We start from the raw sequence: 18,759 nt of genomic DNA, 5'->3' as shown, positions 1-18,759 counted from the left end.
GGCCGGCGCCTGTCCGTACGCCGCCCGTGCCCGGTCCCGGCTCACGAGCCGGCCGAACCGGGCCCCCGCCCCAGACACCTGAGAGAAGAGCCTCCCGGATGCGGAAGATACTCATAGTCGGAGCCGGACAGTCCGGGCTCCAGCTCGCCCTCGGCCTCCAGTCCCGGGGCTACGAGGTCACGCTGATGTCCAACCGCACCCCCGACGAGATCCGGTCCGGCCGGGTCATGTCGACGCAGTGCATGTTCCACACCGCGCTCCAGCACGAGCGCGATCTGGACATCAACTTCTGGGAGTCCCAGGCCCCCAGGATCGAAGGCCTCGGCGTCTCCGTCGCCGGCCCGCCGGCCGCGGACGCCCCCGACGGCCCGTCGCCGCGGATCGTCGACTGGGTGGGGAAGCTGGACGGATACGCCCAGTCCGTGGACCAGCGGGTCAAGATGGCCGGCTGGATGGAGACCTTCGCCCAGCGCGGCGGACAGCTCGTCATCCATGGCGCGGCCGTTTCCGACCTGGACTTCTTCGCCCGGACCTACGATCTGGTGCTGGTCTCGGCGGGCAAGGGCGAGCTGGTGTCGATGTTCGGGCGGGACGTGTCCCGTTCGCCGTACGACAGCCCGCAGCGCGCCCTGGCCGTCACCTATGTCCACGGGCTCGGGCCGCGCCCCGAACACCCGGACTACGACGCGGTCCGCTGCAATCTGGTGCCCGGTGTCGGCGAGCTGTTCGTGATGCCGACGCTCACCACCTCGGGGCGCGCGGACATCCTCTTCTGGGAGGGCGTCCCCGGCGGCCCCGTCGACGTCTTCGCGGGCGTCAAGGACCCGGTGCGGCATCTGGAGCTGACGCTGGAGCTGATGAAGCGCTTCACCCCCTGGGAGTACGCGCGGGCCGGCAAGGCCGAACTGACCGACGGCGGCGGCACGCTCGCGGGCCGGTACGCGCCGGTGGTCCGGGGCCCGGTCGGCCGGCTGCCCTCCGGCGGTGTGGTCCTCGGGGTCGCGGATGTGGTCGTCGCCAACGACCCCATCACGGGGCAGGGTTCCAACTCGGCGTCCAAATGCGCCGCGTCCTATCTGGACTCCATCGTGGAACACGGCGACCGGGCGTTCGACGAGACCTGGATGCGGAACACCTTCGAGCGGTACTGGACCACCGCCCAGCACGTCACCAAGTGGACGAACGCGATGCTGGCGCCGCCGCCGGAGCACGTATTGAACCTGATCGGGGCCGCGGGACAGCTCCAGCCGGTCGCCGACCGGTTCGCGAACGGCTTCGACGACCCCGCCGACTTCGAAAACTTCTTCTACGACCCGGAGAAGGCGGGAGCGTATCTGTCGACCTTCGGCGGATAGCGGGGCAGTTCGGGCAGGGGGCGGCCGTGAGACCGGCCGCCCCCGCTCCGTCAGGGTGCCTCCGCGGAGGAGTAGCCCGCGTCCGGGCCGTCCGTCGCGGCCTCCGGCAGCTCCGGCGGGGTGTACTCCGGCAGCGGGGCGCTTCCGGGGTCGGGACGGACCGCGCCCAGCACCGGATTGGCCGCGAGCGGGGACACCTTGACCGGGGCGCCGGGGCGCGGGGCGTGGACCACCCGCCCGTCCCCGAGATACAGGCCCACATGCGTGGCCCCGGCGAAGTACACCACCAGATCACCGGGCCGCAACCGGCCGACCGGCACCCGCGGCAGCTCCCGCCACTGCTCCTGACTGGTCCGCGGGATCGCCCGCCCGGCCGACGACCAGGCCTCGGAGGTCAGTCCGGAGCAGTCGTACGCGTCCGGACCCCGGGCACCCCACTCGTACGGCTTCCCGATCTGCTCCACCGCGTAGCGCACCGCCCGCTCGCCCTCCGCCGTCGGCAGCGGGGTACTGCCGCCGTTCGCACCGTCGGTGCCGTCGGTGCTGCCGGGGTCGTGGGAGGGCGCGCCCAGTGCCCCCGGACCGGCGAGCAGGGCCTGCGATGCCGGCGAGGTGATGCCTTCGAGCTGCTCGGGGGTGAGCGCGGAGAGGGCCTGCTCGACGGCGGCGAGCCGCTCGTCGGCGGTCTCCCGGGCCCGCTGCTGCTCGGCCGCGAGGGCGCGCTCCGCATCGAGCGCGGCCTTGGCAGACGCGGCCAGCTGCTCCGCCCGCCGGGTCCGGGCCGCGAGCCGGTCCAGCGAGGCCAGCCGGTCCGCCGCCGCCCGCCGCAGCAGATGCCCCTGGTCCAGGGCGGCCTGCGGATCCCGGGCGAGCAGCAGCCGCAGGGACGACGACAGATTCGAATGACCCCGGTACTGCTCCCGGGCCAGCCGGCCCGCCGCGTCCCGGCCCGTCGCGAGCGCATCCCGGGCGGCGGTCAGCTCCCGCCCCAGCCGTGCGGTCTCGGCGCGCTGCGCGGTGAGCCTGCTCTCGGCGGCGGTGTACGCGGCGGCCGCGGCCTCGGCCTCGCGGTAGAGGGCGCCGAGGCGGGTGAGCAGCTCCGGGACGGTGGCCGCGGGGGCCTCCGGTTCCGGAACGGCCGGGAGGGCGGGCGCGGCCCCGGTCCGGAGGAACGTTCCGGCGGATGCGGCGGACACCGGTACGGCCGCGACCGTCGTGACCGCCGCGAGCGCGGCCGTGCACACCGCGCGGAGCATCCTGCCTGACACGTGATCACCTCCGGTCCGGGGGCGGCGGGTTCCGTCCCGTGCTCCGGAGCGTGCGGGCGCCCGCGCCCGCGCGCCTCCCGGGTGACCGCTTCGGGCGCACCTCTTCACTCCTTGCGGCGGTGCGCGCGGCGGCTGCGGCGTGTCGCCTCGCGGGGGCCGCTGGATCGGGCCCTCAGCCCCGCGGTCCGGACCAGGGCCACTTCAGCTCGCGCCGCTCCCGGCCCTCCGGGGCGTAGACGTACTTCCAGCCGCGGGGGAGCCCGAGGCGTTTGCCGTACCCGGCGGGCTCGCGACGGTAGGCGTGGACGACGGGCGGGTCGCCCCCGTCCTGCGGTACGGGCACTTCGTACCACTTCGGCGGATGCCCGGTCGGCCCGGTGAGCACGTCCAGCACCTGCCCGTCCAGCGGTCCCCCGGTGAACGGGGTCTTCTCACTTCTCACGCACCCAGTCTCTCCCACGGCCCCCGCGCGGACCGCGGCGCCCGCGTGTCCGGGACGGTGCCGTTCCCGGCCGCGGGAAGCGCTTCCCCCGGGAGCCGGCCGGGCCCGGCCCGGTCAGGGCGCCCGTTCACCCGCCCCGAGCAGGGGTCCCAGCCGGTGGGCGAGGGCGCCGACCCGGCCGTCCGGCGGTTCCTGCGCCACCAGGGCGCCGACCAGCCGCCCGGTCTCGGCGTCCCGGGCCCCGGTGGCGGCCAGCAGCGCCAGCAACTGGTCCACCAGCCAGTCGCGCAGCTCCGGTGCGGGCGGCCGCTTCTGTCCGTCCAGCCACATCAGGGACGCCGCCTCCACGGCCGCGATCCACATGCGGACGGTCATCCGCAGCCTCGGGCCCGGCCGCTCGGCGCCGAGATCGCGCAGGATCCGTTCGGCCGCCGCCCGGCGGACCTCGTCGACGATCGCGGTCGTCCGGGAGGACTCCGTGGCGCTGCCGCCGCGCAGCAGTGCGCTGAACCCGGCGTCGTGCGAGTCGACGAAGGCCAGATAGCGGTCCAGCACCCGGGCCATCCGCTCGCCGGGCGGGCCCGGGTGCGCTTCGGCGAAGCAGGACTCCAGCTCGTCGGCGGCCGAACGCAGCGCGGCCTCGTACAACTGCTGCTTTCCACCGGGGAAGTAACGGTAGACGAGCGGGCGGGAGACCCCGGCGGCCTCGGCGACGTCGTCGAGGGACACATCCTCGGGCGGGCGGTGGGCGAAGAGGGCCAGGGCCGCCGTGAGCAGTTGCGCACGGCGCTGTTCGACGCTGAGCCGCCGGTAGGCGCGGGTCACCGGCGCGGAACTGGTCATGACGGCAGGGTAGCCCCGGCCGCGGGCCCGCCGACCTGCCGCTCCCCCCGGCGGGCGGCCGCCCTGCCCCCCGGCCCGCCCTCATGCCAGCAGACCGGACGCCTGCCAGATCCGGCGCCCGGGGCCGTGCAGCAGCCCGATGTCGTCGAAGAACTCCGTCAGCCGCCGGGCGCCCGACTGCATCACCTCACGGCGGTGCCCGCTCGCTCTGACCTGGGCGACCGCCTCGTGCGGGTCGAGTCCGGCGTTCGCGTACGCCGCCGGGCTGATGAAGCAGACGGAGAAGACGAGGGCGGTCTCCGCGGCGCTGACCCGGCTCACCGCGCGCTCCCAGCGCGGCGCGCTCACCATCCGCCGCCGCAGCTCCTCACGGGCGTACCGGACATGCCGGGCCTCCTCGACGACATGGATCCGGGCGACCCCCCGGACCAGCGGCTGCACCCGCTCGTCGGGGAAGGCCAGCCGCTGCATCCAGTCGAGGATCTCCTCGCCGATGAGCGTGGCGGCGAAGGTCCCGGACGGCGTCGAGACGGTCTTCAGGACGCGGGCGAGTTGGTGGTAGCGGCGCGGTACCGGGTAGTCGGGGGTGCTCAGCTTCCCGATGAGCCGGGCGAACATCATCGAGTGCCGTGCCTCGTCGGCGATCTCGGTCAGGGCGTACCGGACGTGATGGCTGGTCAGCGGCTTGTCGTAGATATGCCGGGCGAGCAGCTGGGTGAGGATGATCTCGAACCAGATCCCCAGCGAACAGAGCGACGCCACCTCGTGCCGGGAGAGTTCGCGCCGCTGCTCCCCGGACATGCGCCGCCACAGCGGGGTGTCGTAGAGCGATACCAGCTCGGGCGGCCAGTACCAGCCGTCCGCCGTGAGCGGGGCGTCCCAGTCCAGATCCCGGTCGGGGTCGAAGGAATGCCTGGCGGAGGCGGCGAGCAGCTTCCGGGCGACCTCTTCGCGGTCCCGCAGGGGACCGAGCGCGTCATGGGTCGGCCGCGCGGGGCGGCCGGTCACGGTCGTCATGGCGATGGACACCTCGTGGTCTCCGGTACCGGCGTGGTCCCCCTTATCAGACTGTGTGTCAGCAGGCGCGTCAAGGGGGCGAGTGGGGAGAGGTGTGTTGTGGTGTAGGGAATGTCAATCAGGAGTGGCTATTCGCTCGTTCGGGCGATGACGACGGGACAAGTCAACTGAGTACCCTGATCGGGACAGGCAGACTCCGCCCCATGGGAGCACCTATGAGCGCCGCACCCGATGATGCGCAGGACGACGGGTACGAATGGCCTCGTCCGCCGGTCGACGGGTGGACGGCGGACGATCTCGACAGGCTTCCTGACCTTCCTCCGCATACGGAGCTGATCGACGGGGTGCTTGTCTTTATGAGTGCGCAGGCCAACTTCCATATGTTCGTCTTACGTGCGCTGGAGAATGGGCTTGTGGCCTGTGCACCTCAGGATCTCCTTGTCATCAGAGAGATGACGATCCGCTTGGAGCGACGCACCAGGCTTGAGCCGGATCTCATGGTGGTGCCCGAGGATTCGTACCTGAGTACGGCTCAGACTTGTTATCAGCCGGAGGATCTTCTGCTGGCAGTGGAGATCACCTCGCCCGAGTCGCAAGAACGTGATCGGGACGTCAAACCCATGAAGTATGCCCGTGCGGGCATTCCACACTTCTGGCGGGTGGAGAACGTCAACGAAGCCCCCGTGGTCTACGTCTACGAACTCGACCCCGCCAGCCGTTCCTACGCGGTGACCGGCATCCATCACAAGCAGCTCAAGTTGGACCGACCATTCGATGTCGACATCGACCTGACCTGCTTTCCCAAGGCAGGCAGCGCATCGGTCGGGCGTTAGGCGCCTTCCTCCCCCGGTGCAGGGAACACCCGGCCCAGGGTGAACGCCTGCGCCGTCGGGCCCTCCGTGCGGAGCCGGGTCAGCCGCTCCTCCGCCTCGGCGATCGTGGGGCGGTGGCCCGCCGGGACCCACCACAGCGTCGTCATCGCCTCGGCGACCCGCTCGAACCACTCGTGGCGGCGGGTCAGCAGCTCGCGGTGGGTGCCGCGGTACATGAAGTCCTTCAGCGCGTCCACGCCCTGCCAGACGGACATATTCACGATCAGCCACTCGTCGTCGAAGATCCGGATGCCGGTGGCATCACCGACGGTTTCGTCAGTGCCGGCAGCTTCGTCTTTCAACCGCCAGACGAATCCGGCCGAGGCCTCGGCCGCCGCGTTCACCGGGTCCAGGTTGTCGACGAAGTACTTCAGCTCGGGGGAGTCGAGGGGGAATTTGAGGCGGGCTATGTTCACCTGGGCGAGTTCGTGCGATGTCATGATCCGCACCCTAGGCGGGTCGAGCCCCCGGCGGCAGCACCCTTTTCCGCGCAACCGCGGGCTCAGTCCCGCAGCACCGCCTCCATCACCGCCCGGGCGATCGGCGCCGCGCTGCCGTTGCCGCTGATCCGGCCGCGGATCGCCTCCGCGTCCTCCACGACCACCGCGACCGCCACTCCCGGCTGGACCGCGTCGTCCGCCTGGGCCCAGGCGATGAACCAGGCGTACGGGGTGCCGGTGTTGTCCGGGCCGTGCTGGGCCGTGCCCGTTTTGCCGCCCACGCGGGCGCCGCGGATCGCCGCGTTCCGGCCGGTGCCGTCCTCCACCACCCGGACCATCAGCCGCTGGAGCTTCTGCGCGGTCACCGGGTTCATCGCCCGCCGGTACACGCGCTGGTGGTAGCGGCGGACCGGGCGTCCACCGGAGGTGGTGACCCGGTCCACCAGATAGGGCCGCTTCAGCGTGCCGCCGTTGGCGACCGCCGCCGACACCATCGCCATCTGGAGCGGCGTCGCGGTGGTGTTGAACTGGCCGATCGACGACAGCGCGAGCTGGTCCACCGACATCCGCCGGTCGAAGGCGGAGGGCGCCACCGGGGACGGGATCCGCAGCGACCGGTCGTTGAAGCCGAAGTTCTCGGCCGTCCCGAGCACCGCGGGGAGCCCCGCCTCCGCCCCCAGCTCGGCCAGCACCGAATTGCACGACCACTGGATCGCATAGGCCAGTGACGCGCCGCCGCAGCCCTCGGCGGCGTCCGGGAGCCGGGTCCTGGTGCCCGGCAGCACGTACGGGTCGGGGGTGTCGGTGGGCGCGTCCACATCCCGTACCAGCCCCGCGTCCAGCACCGCCGCTGCGGTGACGATCTTGAAGGCGGAGCCGGGCGGATACGTCTGCCGGATCGCCCGGTTCAGCATCGGCTCGGCGTCCGAACCGTTCAGCTCGGCCCAGGCCCTGCGGGTCGCGGGACCGGTGCCCGACAGCACCCCCGGATCGTACGAAGGGCTGCTGACCAGCGCCAGCACCCGGCCCGTCGACGGTTCGAGCGCTGCGACCGCGCCGCGCCGGCCCGCCAGCCCCCGGAACGCCGCCTTCTGCGCCGCCGGTTCGATCGTGGTGTGCACCCGGCCGCCGGAGCGGCGGGACCGGCTCAGGTCGTTCCAGAGCGGGAAGACGGAGAGCAGCGGGTCCGCGCCCGACAGCGCCGCGTCCTCGGCGTGTTCGACCAGGGAGGTGCCGTACGTCTGGGACGCGTAGCCGGTCACCGGGGCGTACATCGGCCCGTCGGTGTACGTGCGCTCGTAGCGGAGCTGCTCGCGGGTGTCGCGGGATCCGGTGACCGTCCGCCCCCCGGCGAGGATCTCGCCGCGGGGCTCCGCGTACCGGGCGATCGGGCCGCGCCGGTTGGCCGGGTTGCCGTCCAGGGCCGGGGATTCGACGATCTGCACCCGGGCGGCGTTGACCAGCAGCGACGCGAGGAGGACGAGGCAGAGCGCGGCCGCGCGCCGGATGGTCCGGGTCATCGGACGGCCTTCCGCGGTCCGTCGAGATTGCCCGCGAGCAGCGGCGACTGCTCTTCCGGTGCCGGATCCCCGTCCGGTCCGCCGGGCAGCGGGTCGCGGGCCGCGTCGCTCAGTCTGATCAGCAGCGCCACGATGATCCAGTTGGCGACCGTCGACGAACCGCCCTGGGCGAGGAACGGCATCGCCATACCGGTCAGCGGGATCAGACCGGTGACTCCGCCGGTGATGACGAAGACCTGGAGGGCGACGATGGACGCGAGGCCGACCGCGAGGAGGCGGCCGAAATCGTCGCGCAGGCCCAGCCCGGCGCGGAAGCCGCGGGACACCAGCAGGGCGTACAGCAGGACGATCCCGGTCAGCCCGGCCAGCCCCAGCTCCTCGCCCGCCGTCGCCAGGATGAAGTCGGATTTGGTGGCGAAGCCGATCAGAGTGGAGTGCCCGAGGCCCAGTCCGGTGCCGAGGAGTCCGCCCGCGCCGAAGGAGAACAGCGACTGGGCGAGCTGGCCGGGCCCCCGGCCCGCCCGTACCGAAGCGAAGGGGTCCAGCCAGTCGTCGACCCGGCCGTGCACATGGGGTTCGATGGTGCCCACCGCGTACGCGCCCGCCGCGGCCAGCGCCAGACCGGCCAGGATCCACCCGGTGCGGCCGGTGGCCACGTACAGCATCAGCACGAACAGGCCGAAGAACAGCAGGGACGAACCGAGGTCCCGCTCCAGGACGAGGACGCCCACACTGATCAGCCAGACGGTGACCACCGGACTCAGCACCCGCGCGGGCGGCAGCCGGAACCGCCGCAGCCCGCGGCCCCGGAACGCCAGGGTGCGGCGGTTGGCGGCCAGATAGGCGGCGAAGAACACCGCCAGCAGGATCTTCGCGAACTCCCCGGGCTGGAAGGAGAGGTCGCCCACCCGGATCCAGATCCGGGCGCCGTTCACCGGCGGGAAGAGGACGGGCGCGACCATCAGCACCAGGGCGGCGACCACCGAGACGTACGCGTAGCGGGCGAGCAGCCGGTGGTCCGGGAGCAGTGCCACCACCACGATGAACAGGCCCACGCCCAGCGTCGACCAGACGAGCTGGGCGGGGGCGGCGGCACGGTCCGCGGTCTCCAGGTCGAGGCGGTAGATCAGCACCAGGCCCAGGCCGTTGAGGAGGACCGCGATCGGCAGGACCAGGGGGTCGGCGGCGGGGGCGCGCAGCCGGACCGCGAGATACGCGAGCAGGGCGAGGGTGCCGAGCCCGGCACCGTATCCGAGGACATCGGGCGGTACGGCTCCGCCGCGGGCGAGGCCCACGGAGGCGTATCCGTACACCGGGATCAGTACCGCACCGGCGAGCAGCAGCAGTTCGATACCGCGCCGGCGCCAGGCGGCCGCCCGGGGCACCGGTTGGGTGGCCGTGCCCGTACCGGAACCGATATCGGTGCCTGCGCTTGCGGTCATGCGGGGCAACGTAGCAAGCGTGGGGTGTTATGTCCGTTATGCAGGCCCGCGGCGTGGGGTGGCCACCCACGTTGGCGCCCTGCCGTACGGAGCTCCGTTACGGCAGCGTGAGGCGGGCCAGGGCGCCGCCCTCCGGGGAGTTGTGGAACGTCAGCGCCGCCCCCAGGACCGACGCCTGGCCCACCGCGATCGTCAGGCCGAGGCCGTGGCCCTTGGTGGTGCCCTCGGTACGGAACCGCTCCGGGCCGTGGGCGAGGAGGTAGCCGGGATAGCCGGGACCGCCGTCCGAGACCGTCACCGCCGGGCCGTCCACGGTCAGCACCACGGGCGGCGCCCCGTGCCGGTGCGCGTTGGCCACCAGATTGCCCAGCACCCGTTCCAGCCGCCGCCGGTCCGTCTCCACGGTTGCGTCGCGCACCACCCGTACCTCCGTGCCCGGTCCGGCCGCGCGGGCCACCCGCGCGGCCAGTTCGCCCAGCTCGTACACGGCCAGATCGACCGTCTCCCGGCCGGCGTCCAGCCGGGAGATCTCCAGCAGATCCTCGGTGAGCGCCCGCATCGCCCGCACCCGGTCGCGCACCAGCTCCGCCGGGCGGCCCTCCGGGAGCAGTTCGGCCGCCGCGGACAGCCCGGTCAGCGGGGTCCGCAGCTCATGCGCCACATCCGCGGTGAACCGCTGCTCGCTGAGGAGTTTGTGCTGGAGCGACGAGGCCATGGTGTCCAGCGCCCCGGAGACCGTGGCGACCTCGTCCTGGGGGCGGGAGGGGTCCGCGGCCCGCGGGTCGCCGACCCGGGCGTCGAGATCACCGGCGCTGATCCGGCGGGCGACCTGGGCGGTCAGATGGAGCCGCCGGGTGACCCGGGTCACCGCGAACGCCCCCACCAGCAGGGTCACCCCGATCGCCAGCCCGGCGGAGCCGAGGATCGCGCGGTCCAGGGCCGAGATCGTCCGGGCGCTCTGGGTGTAGTCGATCCGGACGGCGATCGCCCGGCCGTCCGCGGGGCCCGCCGCCCACATCGTGGGGCGCTCCCGGTAGCTGCCGACCATCGTGCCGCGTTCACCGCGCAGCGCCAGTTCGCGCAGCCGGTCCGGCAGCCCGGCCGGGTCGACGCCGCCGAACTTCGGCAGCGGATGCCCCGCCTCGTACGCCTCGGTGACCTCCTCCAGCCGGCCCAGCGCCTTCTCGCGGGAGGCGTCCACGGTCTGCCGGGTCACCCCGACGTGCACCAGCACGCCGAGCAGGGCGGCGAGGGTGCAGCACATGACCGTGATGAAAAGGGCGGCCTTCCAGGTGAGGGTCGCGGTCCAGCGGGGGCGGCGGGCCCAGCAGCGGAGTCCGCGGGCGGTGCGGTTCCGCGGGCGGCGCGGCAGGGGCGCCGGGCGGTCGGCGGTGACCGGGCCGGGGCGGCCGTCCCCGGCGGCCGCGGGAGGCGGTACGGGGGAGGGGCCGTGCCCGGTCGGGGCGGAGGGCGGTACGGGTGACGAGGGTGACGGTACGCGGGACCGGGGGCGTCTGATCGGGAGTCTCACGGCCGGTCCGCCTCCGTGCCGCCGTTCCCGCCGGGATCCGCTCCGGTGCCGGTGCCGTCACCCGTGCCCTCGCCGGAGCCCGTGGTTCGCGCCGAAGCGCCCGGCACCGGTTTGCCGGAGCGGGGCTTCACCCGCACGATCTCGTCGCGCGTCGGCAGCATGGCCTGGTGCTGTTCGTCCCAGGACCAGGCCGTCCGGTACTCGTACCCCGGAATACCGGCCGAAACGGACCGCAGGATGATGTCGCGGCCCGCCAGCTCCACGCTGACGAGCTGGTCGGACGTCGCCATGATCCGGGTCAGCACGCCGGGGTCCTGCTGCGCGCCGGGCGTGAAGACCCGGACCTCGGTCAGCTGCCGGCCCAGCCGCACTCCGACGATCAGCTCCTCCCGGCGGTCGCCGGTCAGATCGCGGTAGTACGGGGTGAGGACCGGGCAGTCGCCCGGCTGCTGCGGTGTGCCCGCGGCGCCCTTCCCGCCCCGGGTTGCGCAGGCCGCCAGCCGGTCGCCCAGCGGCTCGGGCGGGCCCTTCGGGTGGTAGTAGGACATGGGGTACGTCCGGGCCTCGGCCCGGACCACGGCGACCGGGTCCAGCGCCCGGACCCCGCCCGACGGCACCCGGACGCCCGGTATCGGCACGGTGTCGATCTCGCCGTAGTCGTACGGGGGTGCGGTCACCGGCGGCAGATCGGGCCAGAGCCGTACCGGCCCGGTGGCCGTCGGCGTCGGCCCGGCGCTGCGCAGATCGCCCGCCGTACCGCAGCCCGACAGCAGCCCCGCCAGGACGGCCGCCGCCCCGGCCAGCAGGGCCGGGACGGTCGGTGGACGACGGGCGCGCGGGCGCAAGGATCTCCTCGCCGGGCGGGGACGGGCGGTGGTTTCCCGTCAGAGTACGAATGGTTTCCCGTCAACCATATGAGATGTCCGGGACCGCTCCGGCGGGCGTCCGGACGGAGCCCGGCGCCGATGCGGTCAGCGCTGGTACGGATGGCCCGGGGCGCCGGGCTGCTGTCCCGGCTGTCCCGGCTGTCCCTGCGGGAACGGGTTGCCCTGGGCGAAGGGGTTGGCCTGCTGCGGACCGTGACCCGGCGCGGGCGCCGTCGCAGCCTGGACCTGGAGCTGCTCGGCCTGCTCCCCGGAGAGCTGCGATTCCGCCCCGCAGAAGGTGCACTGCGTGCCGTACTTCGTCGAGACCGGGAACAGCGGAACGAAGAACAGCGTGAACTTCGTGACGCGCTTGCGCAGGGTGTGCGCGGCCGGGTTGCCGCAGCGGCCGCAGACCAGCGTCACTATCGCGAGCTGGTACAGATACCCCTTGGTGCCAAAGATGATCATGGACTGGTCCTCCCGTTCAGCGCCTGCCGGCACCGGGCCAGCAGCCTCTCGTCCCTCACGATGTCATGACTCCCGTACCCCCCGTCTATGGCGTTGTGGCGGCGTACCTGCACCAGCTCGGAGCGGAGCAGCCCCGCCGCGCCCCCGGGCCCGGCCGCACTTCCGTCGGCAACCGCCCTGCCCGCCAGCCGCTCGGCGGTCGGGATCCGGGTGCTCGGCAGCGAGTCCCACGCCGCCCGCAGCACCGGCCACGACAGCCCCGGGCCGCCCGTCACGCTCCACAGCGCATGGGCCGCGTCCACCCGGGTCCACGGGTCGGCGGCCGTCAGCAGCGGGGCGAGTACGGACGCGGCCCCGGCCCCCGCCGGGCCCATCGCGCCGACCGTCTCCGCCGCCACCCGCCGGGCCCCCTGGTCCGGCCCGGCCAGCGCCGCGCAGAGCACCGGCAGCACCGCGTCCGCATCGCCCTCGACCGCCCACAGGGCCGCCGCGGCCTTGGCCCCGAAGGCCGGCGACGATCCGTCCCGGCGGGCGCCGTCCCGCAGCAGGGCCCGCAACCCGGGCACCGCGTCGGCGGCCGCGGGACCGAAGGCCGCCAGGGCCCGCAGCACCAGCTCGACCACCCACTCCCTGCGGTACTCGGGCGCCCCGCGCAGCAGCCGCAGCACCTCGGGCAGCGCCTCGGACGCCCGCAGCGCCTTCACCGCCCACAGCAGCGAACCGGCGGTGTCGTACAGCCGGTCGTCGAGAGGGAGCGCGCCGAGCCGCTCGCGCAGCGCCGGGACCAGCGGCGCGGCTGCCGCGCCCAGATGTCCCACCGCGAAGCCCAGGTCCCGGGGCAGCGGATCCCGCTCCAGCAGCCGCGCCAGCACCGGTACCGCCCGGACGTCGCCGGTACGGGACAGGGCCACCAGCGCCCGGCCCAGCGCATCCGGCTCCTCCGCCCACCGCCGCACCCACCGGCCGGGACCCCCGGCGATCACATGGTCCGCCAGTGCGTCGGCCGCGGGCAGCGCCAGCCCGTGCAGGTCCTCCAGCGCGGTGACGGCGGCGTCCGCGAGACCGGGCTCACCGTCGTGGAGCTGCTCGCCGATCAGGCCGACCAGCTCCCCGTACCCCCCGCGCCAGGTGCGCATCAGCCGGGCGCTCATCCGGACGGCGTCGATCCGCTGACCCCAGTCGGGGCTGCACAACTGGTCCGCGAGGAGCGCGATCCGGTCGTCGACCCGGTCGCCGAGACCGTCGTGGAGGGTGCGCAGCAGATCGCCCGTCCACGGCGCGGTACGGGTGGTGGCCCGCTCCGCATCCCGCTGGTCGAGCAGTCTGCCCAGCAGCGTCGCCGGGCCCGGTGGCGGTACCGGGCGCGGCGGCCCGGCGGGTGCCCGGTGGAAGCGTTCGGGCCCGCGGCCCGTCCGCAGCTCGCGCAGCAGCCCGGTGACGTCCGGCACCACGTCGGCGGGGAGGGTGTGCGGGGCGCAGCGGGCGAGCTGGGCGATGGCGGAGAGCCGCAGACCGGGGTCGTACGGCCGGCCGGGGGCCGGTGGTCCGGACCGGGTGCCGTCCGTGCTCCGGCCGGTCCGGTCCCGACCCTTCGCGCGGTTCCGCCGGTCCGCGCGCTGCGCGCCGCCGGGACCGCTCGTGCCCCCCTGACTTCCCGGCCCGTTCGGACCGTTCACGCCGTCCGCATGCGGCCGGGTGCGGACCGGCGGTTCGGGCGGCAGCCCCACCGCGTACGCGTCCGGGTCGTACACCGAAGGCTTGCCGTCGTGCGGGCCGTGCGTCAGCGCGGTCAGCCACTCGACGACCTCCGGCGCCAGCCCGTCGTGCCGCAGCGCGATCCGGCCGCCGGCCTCCACATACGCCAGCCGGACCTCCGGATCCTGCTCCACCTTCAGCCGCTCCCGCAGCAGCGCCAGCACCAGGGCCGGTTCGTCGTGGAACGCGGCCAGGGCCAGCGGCACCGTCAGCCGCACCCCGCGGTCCTCGCAGCCCACCAGCGACAGGAACGCGTCGGCCCCCGCGGTCACCGCCGATGCGGCCATGGCGTAGTTCGCCGCGGACTCGAACTCCTCGCACTCCGGGTCCAGCTCGTCGTCCCCGTCGAGTTCGATACCGCCGATGCTGGTCAGCAGCTCGATGATGCCGCCGCGGTCCGGCACCGCCGGATCCACCACCAGTTCCAGCAGGAACGGTATGCAGGCGAGCGTCGAATCGTAGACGTCGCCCTGGTGGTGGACCGCCCCGTACATCGCGTCCAGCGCGGACTCCCGCACCACCGGATCGGGTGAAGCGAGCCCGCGCAGCAGCCCCGGCACATCACCGGCGGATCCGTAGGCGTGCTCCAGTCCGGCCCACTCGACCTCGTCGATCCCCCCGAACACGTGTGCCTCCTCCCCGGGCCCCGTCCTCACGGAGCACCACAGGCATACGCCCGCAAGGGGTGCGTTCACCACCCCGTTCGAACCATTCGTTCGGTGGAAGTGTGCACCACCGAGCCGACATGGAGTCGGCAACGAACGCACATGGCGAGGTTATTGCTCCCCAGGGCCGGGGACTGGTCCCATGGGCCGGAGCGCCACGCCGGGTGGCCGGGGGCCGGAGGTGAGGGCATGGCGGGGTTACTGCGCGTCACACCGGCAGGCGACCGGCTGTTCGTACGGGCGCGGGACGGCCGGATCGTCGGCTGGTACGACCCGGAGGACGGCCCACCGGGCCCCGGCGGGCCCGGTGAGGGTGGCCGGATCCGTATCGCACACGAACCACTCCGCGCCGAAGTGCTGGCCGCACTCGCGCCGTTTGTGACGGGTGAGGTCACCGTGGGCCCGCCGCCCGTGCCGACCCCCGCCCGGCTCGCCCGGCTGGCGCTGCACCCTGACGACGATCTCGCCCCCAACCGGCCCGGCGAGACCCTGCACGCCCGGCTCGACCACCTCCCGGCCCGCGGCCGGACGGCCCGCGTACTGCGCGATCCGCACCGGGCTGACCGCGCCCTGCTGGCCGCCGAGCAGACGGTGGGAGCCGCGCTCGACGGCTGGGAGGGCACGGGCTGGCGGCTGCTGCACTCCGTACCGCTGCCCGGGGACGACCGGATCCCCCATCTGGCCGTGGGTCCCGGCGGGGTGTTCGCGGTGCACACCGTGCCCGCGCGGTCGCTGCCGGGCCGCGCCGGGGCCGCCCTGCTGCACCCGAGGGGCGGCGGACGGGACGCCGCGGTGCCGCCGCTGAGGCTTGCCCGCCGCCGGGCCGAACGCGCCTCCTGCGCCCTGGCGACGGCGGTCCGCCCGATGCTGGTGCTGGTGGGCCCGGCCGGGCGGGCCGATGTGCCGACGGGCCCGGGGGAGGTACGGATCCTGTCGGCGGCGGACGTCCCGGCGCTGGCCGCACTCGGGGGCGTACTCAAACCGGCGGACATCGAGACGGTGTACGCGACGGCGCGCGACCGCCGCACCTGGACGAGGACCTGACCCCCGGCTACCCCTCCGCGCCCGCGCCTCCGTCCGCCGCTGTGTCCGTGTCCTGCGGTAGCCGCAGCCTGGCCACCGTCACCGTCGCATGGCGGGTGGTGCGGACCTCCACCTCCGCCACCAGCCCCGGCTCCAGCGGCCGGTAGCCGATCTCGCCCAGCCCCGCGGCCGTCGCCCGCCCCTCCGGTCCGGCCGTGCCCGGCGGCAGTGCGGCCGCCGCCTGTGCCCTCAGGGCCGGGCTCAGCGGGGCCGAGACGACCGGGGTGCCGTCGCCGTCCCGGAGGACGACCACCAGGGCGCGCGGACCGGTCGCCGGGCCGGTGTGACCGGTCACGGCCGCGTCCCGCAGCGTGGTGTGCCGCAGCTTCTGCCAGGTCCGGGCGCCGCTCCGGTAGGTCCGGCCGAGATGCTTGGCCACCAGCCCCTCGACGCCGATCGCCGGGAGCGCCTCGTACCAGTCGGCGGCCTCGTCGGCGTCGAGCGTCATCGGCACCGCCTGGAGCGGCGGCCCCAGCGGTGCGAGCAGTGCCACCAGCCGCTCCCTCCGGTACCGGTAGGCCCGCGCCCGCAGATCGGTGCCCGCCTCCGCGATCACGTCGAAGGCGGCGTACGAAGCCGGAAGCGCCCGCGCCAGCTCCGGCGCGTGCTGCGCGGTGGCCATGGCCCGCTTCTGCACCGCCGCGAAGTCGGTACGGCCGTCCCGCCAGACGACGACCTCGCCGTCGAGCACGGTCCCCGGCGGCAGCCGCCGGGCCGCCGCCGCCAGATCGGGGAAGGCGCCGGTGACGATCCGGCCGGAGCGGGCCTGGAGCAGCACCTCCGGAGCGCCGCCGGGGCCGGAGTCGCGGAAGACCAGCATCCGATGGCCGTCGAACTTGGGTTCGTACGCCAGATCGGCGCCGCGCGGCAGGCTGCTCACGGACACCGCGAGCGCGGGCCGCAGGGGTGGCCGGAGCGCGGGCGGCAGCCGACGGTGCGGCGCGTTCACGGCAGGGGCCGGGCGGCGGCCGGGTCGAGGAGCGGCGCCAGCAGGTCCCCGTACCGCTCAAGACGGGGGGGGGCCGATCTCCTCGAAACCGAAGGCCAGCTCCCGCCGCTCGGCGACCTCCTCCCAGGTCACCGGCGCCGAAACGGCCGGTTCGGGGCGGGCGCGCAGCGTGTACGGCGCGGCCGTGGTCTTCGCGGCGGCGTTCTGGCTGTGGTCGACGAAGACCCTGCCGGGCCGCAGGGCGCGGGCCATCCGGTGCACCACCAGCTCGGGCAGCGCTTCCGCCCCCTCCACGGCGAGCTGTTTCGCATAGGCGGACACCCGGGAGGACGGGGTCGGGGCCAGCGGTACGAGCAGATGCAGCCCCTTGGACCCGGAGGTCTTGACCCCGGCCGTCAGTCCGTCCGCCGCCAGCCGCCCGCGCAGCCAGAGAGCGACCTCGCAGCACTCCGTCACGGTCGCCGGGGCCCCGGGGTCGAGGTCGAACACCAGCCGGTCGGCGATCCCGGGCGCCGCGGCCCGCCACTGGGGGGTGTGGAACTCCACGACCAGGTTCGCGGCCCAGACCAGCGACGGCAGATCGTCGACGACGATCTGCCGGGCCCCGGGGTCGTCGGAGTGCGGTACGGCTGCCGTCCGTACCCACGACGGCGTACCGGGCGGCGGATTCTTGGTGAAGAAGCGCTGGCCCGCCGGTCCGTCCGGATAGCGCAGGAAGGAGACGGGCCGGTCCCGCAGATGCGGCAGCATCGCGTCCGCCGTGACCGCGTAGTAGTGCAGCAGCTCGCCCTTGGTGGTGCCGGTGGCCGGGTGGATGACCTTGTCGAGGTTGCTGAGCGTGATCCGTCGCCCGGCCACCTCCGTGATCGGCGTCATACGATGAGAATCACATGTTTATCGGGCAGAAGGGATCAAAAGTGCGATCCATTTGGAATGGTGCGATCTCCTTCGGGCTGGTCAGCATCCCGATCAAGCTGGTGAACGCCACCGAGAACCATTCGGTCTCCTTCCGGCAGATCCACACCGCCGACGGCGGCCGGATCCGCTACCGCAAGGTGTGCGAGCTGGACGACGAGGAGGTCCCGGCGGCCGAGATCGGCAAGGGGTACGAGGAGGCGGACGGTTCGATCATCCCGATCACCGACGAGGATCTGGCCGCGCTGCCCCTGCCGACGGCCAAGACCATCGAGATCGTCGCCTTCGTCCCGGCCTCGTCGATCGACCCCCTCCAGATGGACGCGGCGTACTACCTGTCGGCGAACGGAGTGCCCGCGGCCAAGCCGTACACCCTGCTGCGGGAGGCCCTGAAGCGGAGCCGGAAGGTCGCCCTGGCCAAATTCGCCCTGCGGGGCCGTGAGCGGCTCGGGATGCTGCGGGTGGTGGACGATGTGATCGCCATGCACGGGCTGCTGTGGCCGGACGAGATCCGGCAGCCGGAGGGGGTGGCGCCGCAGACCGAGGTGACGGTGCGGGAGGCCGAACTCGATCTGGCGGACGCGCTGATGGACACGCTCGGAACGGTCTCGATGGACTCGCTGCACGACGACTACCGGGAGGCGGTCGAGCGGATGATCGCGGCGAAGTCGGAGGGCGGACGGGCGCTGCCCGAGGCCGCGCCCGCGGAGACCGGCGGGCAGGTCATCGACCTGATGGCGGCGCTGGAGAGCAGTGTGCGGGCGGCGAAGGAGGCCCGGGAGGAGGGGACGGAGGCCGCCGGGGTCACGCCGATCGCGGGCCGGAAGCGTACGGCCGCAAAGAGGCCGGCGGCCGGGAAGGGGCCGGCCGGGAAGGGGCCGACTGCGAAGAGGACGGCCGGGAAGGCGACGGCGAAGTCCGCGGCCAAGGGGGACGCCAAGGCGGGGGCCAGGAAGTCCACCGCAGCCGGGAAGGGCGCGGAGTCGGCGAAGACGGCGGCGAAGAGCGTGAAGTCCACGGCCCGGACGGCCGGGACGGCGAAGAAGACGGCCAAGGCGGCGCCGAAGAAACGGGCGTCGGCCTGAGCGGAGCCGTACCGAAGGGCCGGAACTGCACGGGGAGGCCCGCGCACATCCGCGACACGGCACTGTCAACACCCCGGGAGGGTGACGTTCTTGAAGGCCTTGAGACGGTGAAGGCCGCGGACGGGGGGGGGGCCCCCCCCCCCCCCCCGGGGGGGGGGGCGGGGGGCCCGCGGGGGGGGGGGGGGGGGGGGGCGCGCGGCGAAGCCGCTAACGCGAGCAGGTGCGAAATGTGAGAAATTGGGA

The 18,759-nt window shown here is 73.9% G+C and carries 16 protein-coding genes and 1 pseudogene; 4 read left to right on the top strand and 13 right to left on the bottom strand.

All coding sequences use genetic code 11. The features are described from left to right. Positions 1 to 98 precede the first annotated feature (98 nt). Positions 99 to 1,355 carry a styrene monooxygenase/indole monooxygenase family protein gene (locus ACIQ9E_RS04620; protein ID WP_403701897.1) on the top strand — a complete coding sequence of 419 codons (1,257 nt, stop codon included), beginning with the start codon at positions 99 to 101 and terminating at the stop codon, positions 1,353 to 1,355. A gap of 50 nt (positions 1,356 to 1,405) precedes the next feature. Here the strand turns inward: ACIQ9E_RS04620 and ACIQ9E_RS04615 are convergent, their stop codons facing one another. From ACIQ9E_RS04615 to ACIQ9E_RS04600, 4 genes are all read right to left on the bottom strand, one after another. Further along, complete coding sequence (locus ACIQ9E_RS04615; protein ID WP_403701894.1) at positions 1,406 to 2,623, bottom strand: C40 family peptidase; 1,218 nt, start codon at positions 2,621 to 2,623, stop codon at positions 1,406 to 1,408. 172 nt (positions 2,624 to 2,795) lie between these two features. Beyond that, positions 2,796 to 3,065 carry a hypothetical protein gene (locus ACIQ9E_RS04610; RefSeq protein WP_403701891.1) on the bottom strand — a complete coding sequence of 90 codons (270 nt, stop codon included), beginning with the start codon at positions 3,063 to 3,065 and terminating at the stop codon, positions 2,796 to 2,798. A 114-nt stretch (positions 3,066 to 3,179) separates the two neighbouring features. After that, positions 3,180 to 3,908: a TetR/AcrR family transcriptional regulator gene (locus tag ACIQ9E_RS04605; RefSeq protein ID WP_403701889.1), complete on the bottom strand. Its 729-nt coding sequence runs from the start codon at positions 3,906 to 3,908 to the stop codon at positions 3,180 to 3,182. 81 nt (positions 3,909 to 3,989) lie between these two features. After that, positions 3,990 to 4,925: a diiron oxygenase gene (locus ACIQ9E_RS04600; RefSeq protein WP_403701886.1), complete on the bottom strand. Its 936-nt coding sequence runs from the start codon at positions 4,923 to 4,925 to the stop codon at positions 3,990 to 3,992. A gap of 215 nt (positions 4,926 to 5,140) precedes the next feature. Here ACIQ9E_RS04600 and ACIQ9E_RS04595 point away from each other — a divergent pair, with 215 nt between their 5' ends. Further along, complete coding sequence (locus ACIQ9E_RS04595) at positions 5,141 to 5,758, top strand: Uma2 family endonuclease (RefSeq protein ID WP_403701883.1); 618 nt, start codon at positions 5,141 to 5,143, stop codon at positions 5,756 to 5,758. Here the strand turns inward: ACIQ9E_RS04595 and ACIQ9E_RS04590 are convergent. The 7 genes from ACIQ9E_RS04590 to ACIQ9E_RS04560 all read right to left on the bottom strand — a co-directional run bounded on the left by ACIQ9E_RS04590 (position 5,755) and on the right by ACIQ9E_RS04560 (position 14,445). After that, the gene (locus ACIQ9E_RS04590; RefSeq protein ID WP_403701880.1) at positions 5,755 to 6,237 is read right to left on the bottom strand and encodes a DUF3291 domain-containing protein; all 483 of its coding nucleotides are present in this window, start codon (positions 6,235 to 6,237) and stop codon (positions 5,755 to 5,757) included. The two genes, ACIQ9E_RS04595 and ACIQ9E_RS04590, sit on opposite strands and share 4 nt — an antisense overlap. A 62-nt stretch (positions 6,238 to 6,299) precedes the next feature. Then, the gene (locus tag ACIQ9E_RS04585; RefSeq protein WP_403701877.1) at positions 6,300 to 7,757 is read right to left on the bottom strand and encodes a penicillin-binding transpeptidase domain-containing protein; all 1,458 of its coding nucleotides are present in this window, start codon (positions 7,755 to 7,757) and stop codon (positions 6,300 to 6,302) included. After that, positions 7,754 to 9,199 (bottom strand): FtsW/RodA/SpoVE family cell cycle protein, encoded by a 1,446-nt coding sequence (locus ACIQ9E_RS04580; protein ID WP_403701874.1) that lies wholly within the window; start codon positions 9,197 to 9,199, stop codon positions 7,754 to 7,756. The genes ACIQ9E_RS04585 and ACIQ9E_RS04580 overlap by 4 nt, the downstream gene beginning before the upstream one ends. A gap of 97 nt (positions 9,200 to 9,296) precedes the next feature. Next, on the bottom strand, positions 9,297 to 10,463 hold the full coding sequence (locus ACIQ9E_RS04575) for a histidine kinase dimerization/phospho-acceptor domain-containing protein (protein ID WP_403702895.1): 1,167 nt from the start codon (positions 10,461 to 10,463) through the stop codon (positions 9,297 to 9,299). A 263-nt stretch (positions 10,464 to 10,726) separates the two neighbouring features. After that, positions 10,727 to 11,575, bottom strand: a complete 849-nt coding sequence (locus tag ACIQ9E_RS04570; RefSeq protein WP_403701872.1) for a hypothetical protein — start codon at positions 11,573 to 11,575, stop codon at positions 10,727 to 10,729. A 126-nt stretch (positions 11,576 to 11,701) separates the two neighbouring features. Further along, entirely contained in the window at positions 11,702 to 12,064 is a 363-nt protein-coding gene (locus tag ACIQ9E_RS04565) for a zinc-ribbon domain-containing protein (RefSeq protein WP_403701870.1), read from the bottom strand. Further along, complete coding sequence (locus ACIQ9E_RS04560) at positions 12,061 to 14,445, bottom strand: PBS lyase (protein ID WP_403701867.1); 2,385 nt, start codon at positions 14,443 to 14,445, stop codon at positions 12,061 to 12,063. Before ACIQ9E_RS04560 ends, ACIQ9E_RS04565 begins: the two co-directional genes overlap by 4 nt. 228 nt (positions 14,446 to 14,673) lie before the next feature. On the opposite strand from ACIQ9E_RS04560, the gene ACIQ9E_RS04555 reads away from it, so the two are divergent. Next, positions 14,674 to 15,528 carry a nuclease-related domain-containing protein gene (locus tag ACIQ9E_RS04555; protein WP_403701864.1) on the top strand — a complete coding sequence of 285 codons (855 nt, stop codon included), beginning with the start codon at positions 14,674 to 14,676 and terminating at the stop codon, positions 15,526 to 15,528. A 7-nt stretch (positions 15,529 to 15,535) separates the two neighbouring features. On the opposite strand, the gene ACIQ9E_RS04550 is transcribed toward ACIQ9E_RS04555, so the two are convergent. Together ACIQ9E_RS04550 and ligD are read right to left on the bottom strand one after the other, a co-directional pair. After that, positions 15,536 to 16,447, bottom strand: a complete 912-nt coding sequence (locus tag ACIQ9E_RS04550; protein WP_403701861.1) for an ATP-dependent DNA ligase — start codon at positions 16,445 to 16,447, stop codon at positions 15,536 to 15,538. Positions 16,448 to 16,512: 65 nt separating this feature from the next. Further along, a pseudogene (gene ligD, locus ACIQ9E_RS04545) lies at positions 16,513 to 17,392 on the bottom strand (non-homologous end-joining DNA ligase). A 41-nt stretch (positions 17,393 to 17,433) separates the two neighbouring features. Between ligD and ACIQ9E_RS04540 the strand changes: the two are divergent. Further along, a complete protein-coding gene (locus tag ACIQ9E_RS04540) occupies positions 17,434 to 18,516 on the top strand; it encodes a Ku protein (RefSeq protein WP_403701858.1) in 1,083 nt (360 codons plus the stop codon). Positions 18,517 to 18,759: the final 243 nt, after the last annotated feature.

Origin of the sequence: Streptomyces sp. NPDC094448 (assembly GCF_044763775.1) — a bacterium.
Taxonomy (GTDB): Bacteria; Actinomycetota; Actinomycetes; order Streptomycetales; family Streptomycetaceae; genus Streptomyces.
This window is presented reverse-complemented; position numbering and strand designations above follow the sequence as displayed.

Bases quoted from the DNA above. Each gene is read 5' to 3' on its own strand.
- ACIQ9E_RS04555 (WP_403701864.1), top strand. From the start codon at position 14,674: ATGGCGGGGTTACTGCGCGTCACACCGGCAGGCGACCGGCTGTTCGTA.
- ACIQ9E_RS04575 (WP_403702895.1), bottom strand. From the start codon at position 10,463: ATGTGCTGCACCCTCGCCGCCCTGCTCGGCGTGCTGGTGCACGTCGGG.
- ACIQ9E_RS04585 (WP_403701877.1), bottom strand. From the start codon at position 7,757: ATGACCCGGACCATCCGGCGCGCGGCCGCGCTCTGCCTCGTCCTCCTC.
- ACIQ9E_RS04580 (WP_403701874.1), bottom strand. From the start codon at position 9,199: ATGACCGCAAGCGCAGGCACCGATATCGGTTCCGGTACGGGCACGGCC.
- ACIQ9E_RS04590 (WP_403701880.1), bottom strand. From the start codon at position 6,237: ATGACATCGCACGAACTCGCCCAGGTGAACATAGCCCGCCTCAAATTC.
- ACIQ9E_RS04600 (WP_403701886.1), bottom strand. From the start codon at position 4,925: ATGACGACCGTGACCGGCCGCCCCGCGCGGCCGACCCATGACGCGCTC.
- ACIQ9E_RS04565 (WP_403701870.1), bottom strand. From the start codon at position 12,064: ATGATCATCTTTGGCACCAAGGGGTATCTGTACCAGCTCGCGATAGTG.
- ACIQ9E_RS04620 (WP_403701897.1), top strand. From the start codon at position 99: ATGCGGAAGATACTCATAGTCGGAGCCGGACAGTCCGGGCTCCAGCTC.
- ACIQ9E_RS04595 (WP_403701883.1), top strand. From the start codon at position 5,141: ATGAGCGCCGCACCCGATGATGCGCAGGACGACGGGTACGAATGGCCT.
- ACIQ9E_RS04605 (WP_403701889.1), bottom strand. From the start codon at position 3,908: ATGACCAGTTCCGCGCCGGTGACCCGCGCCTACCGGCGGCTCAGCGTC.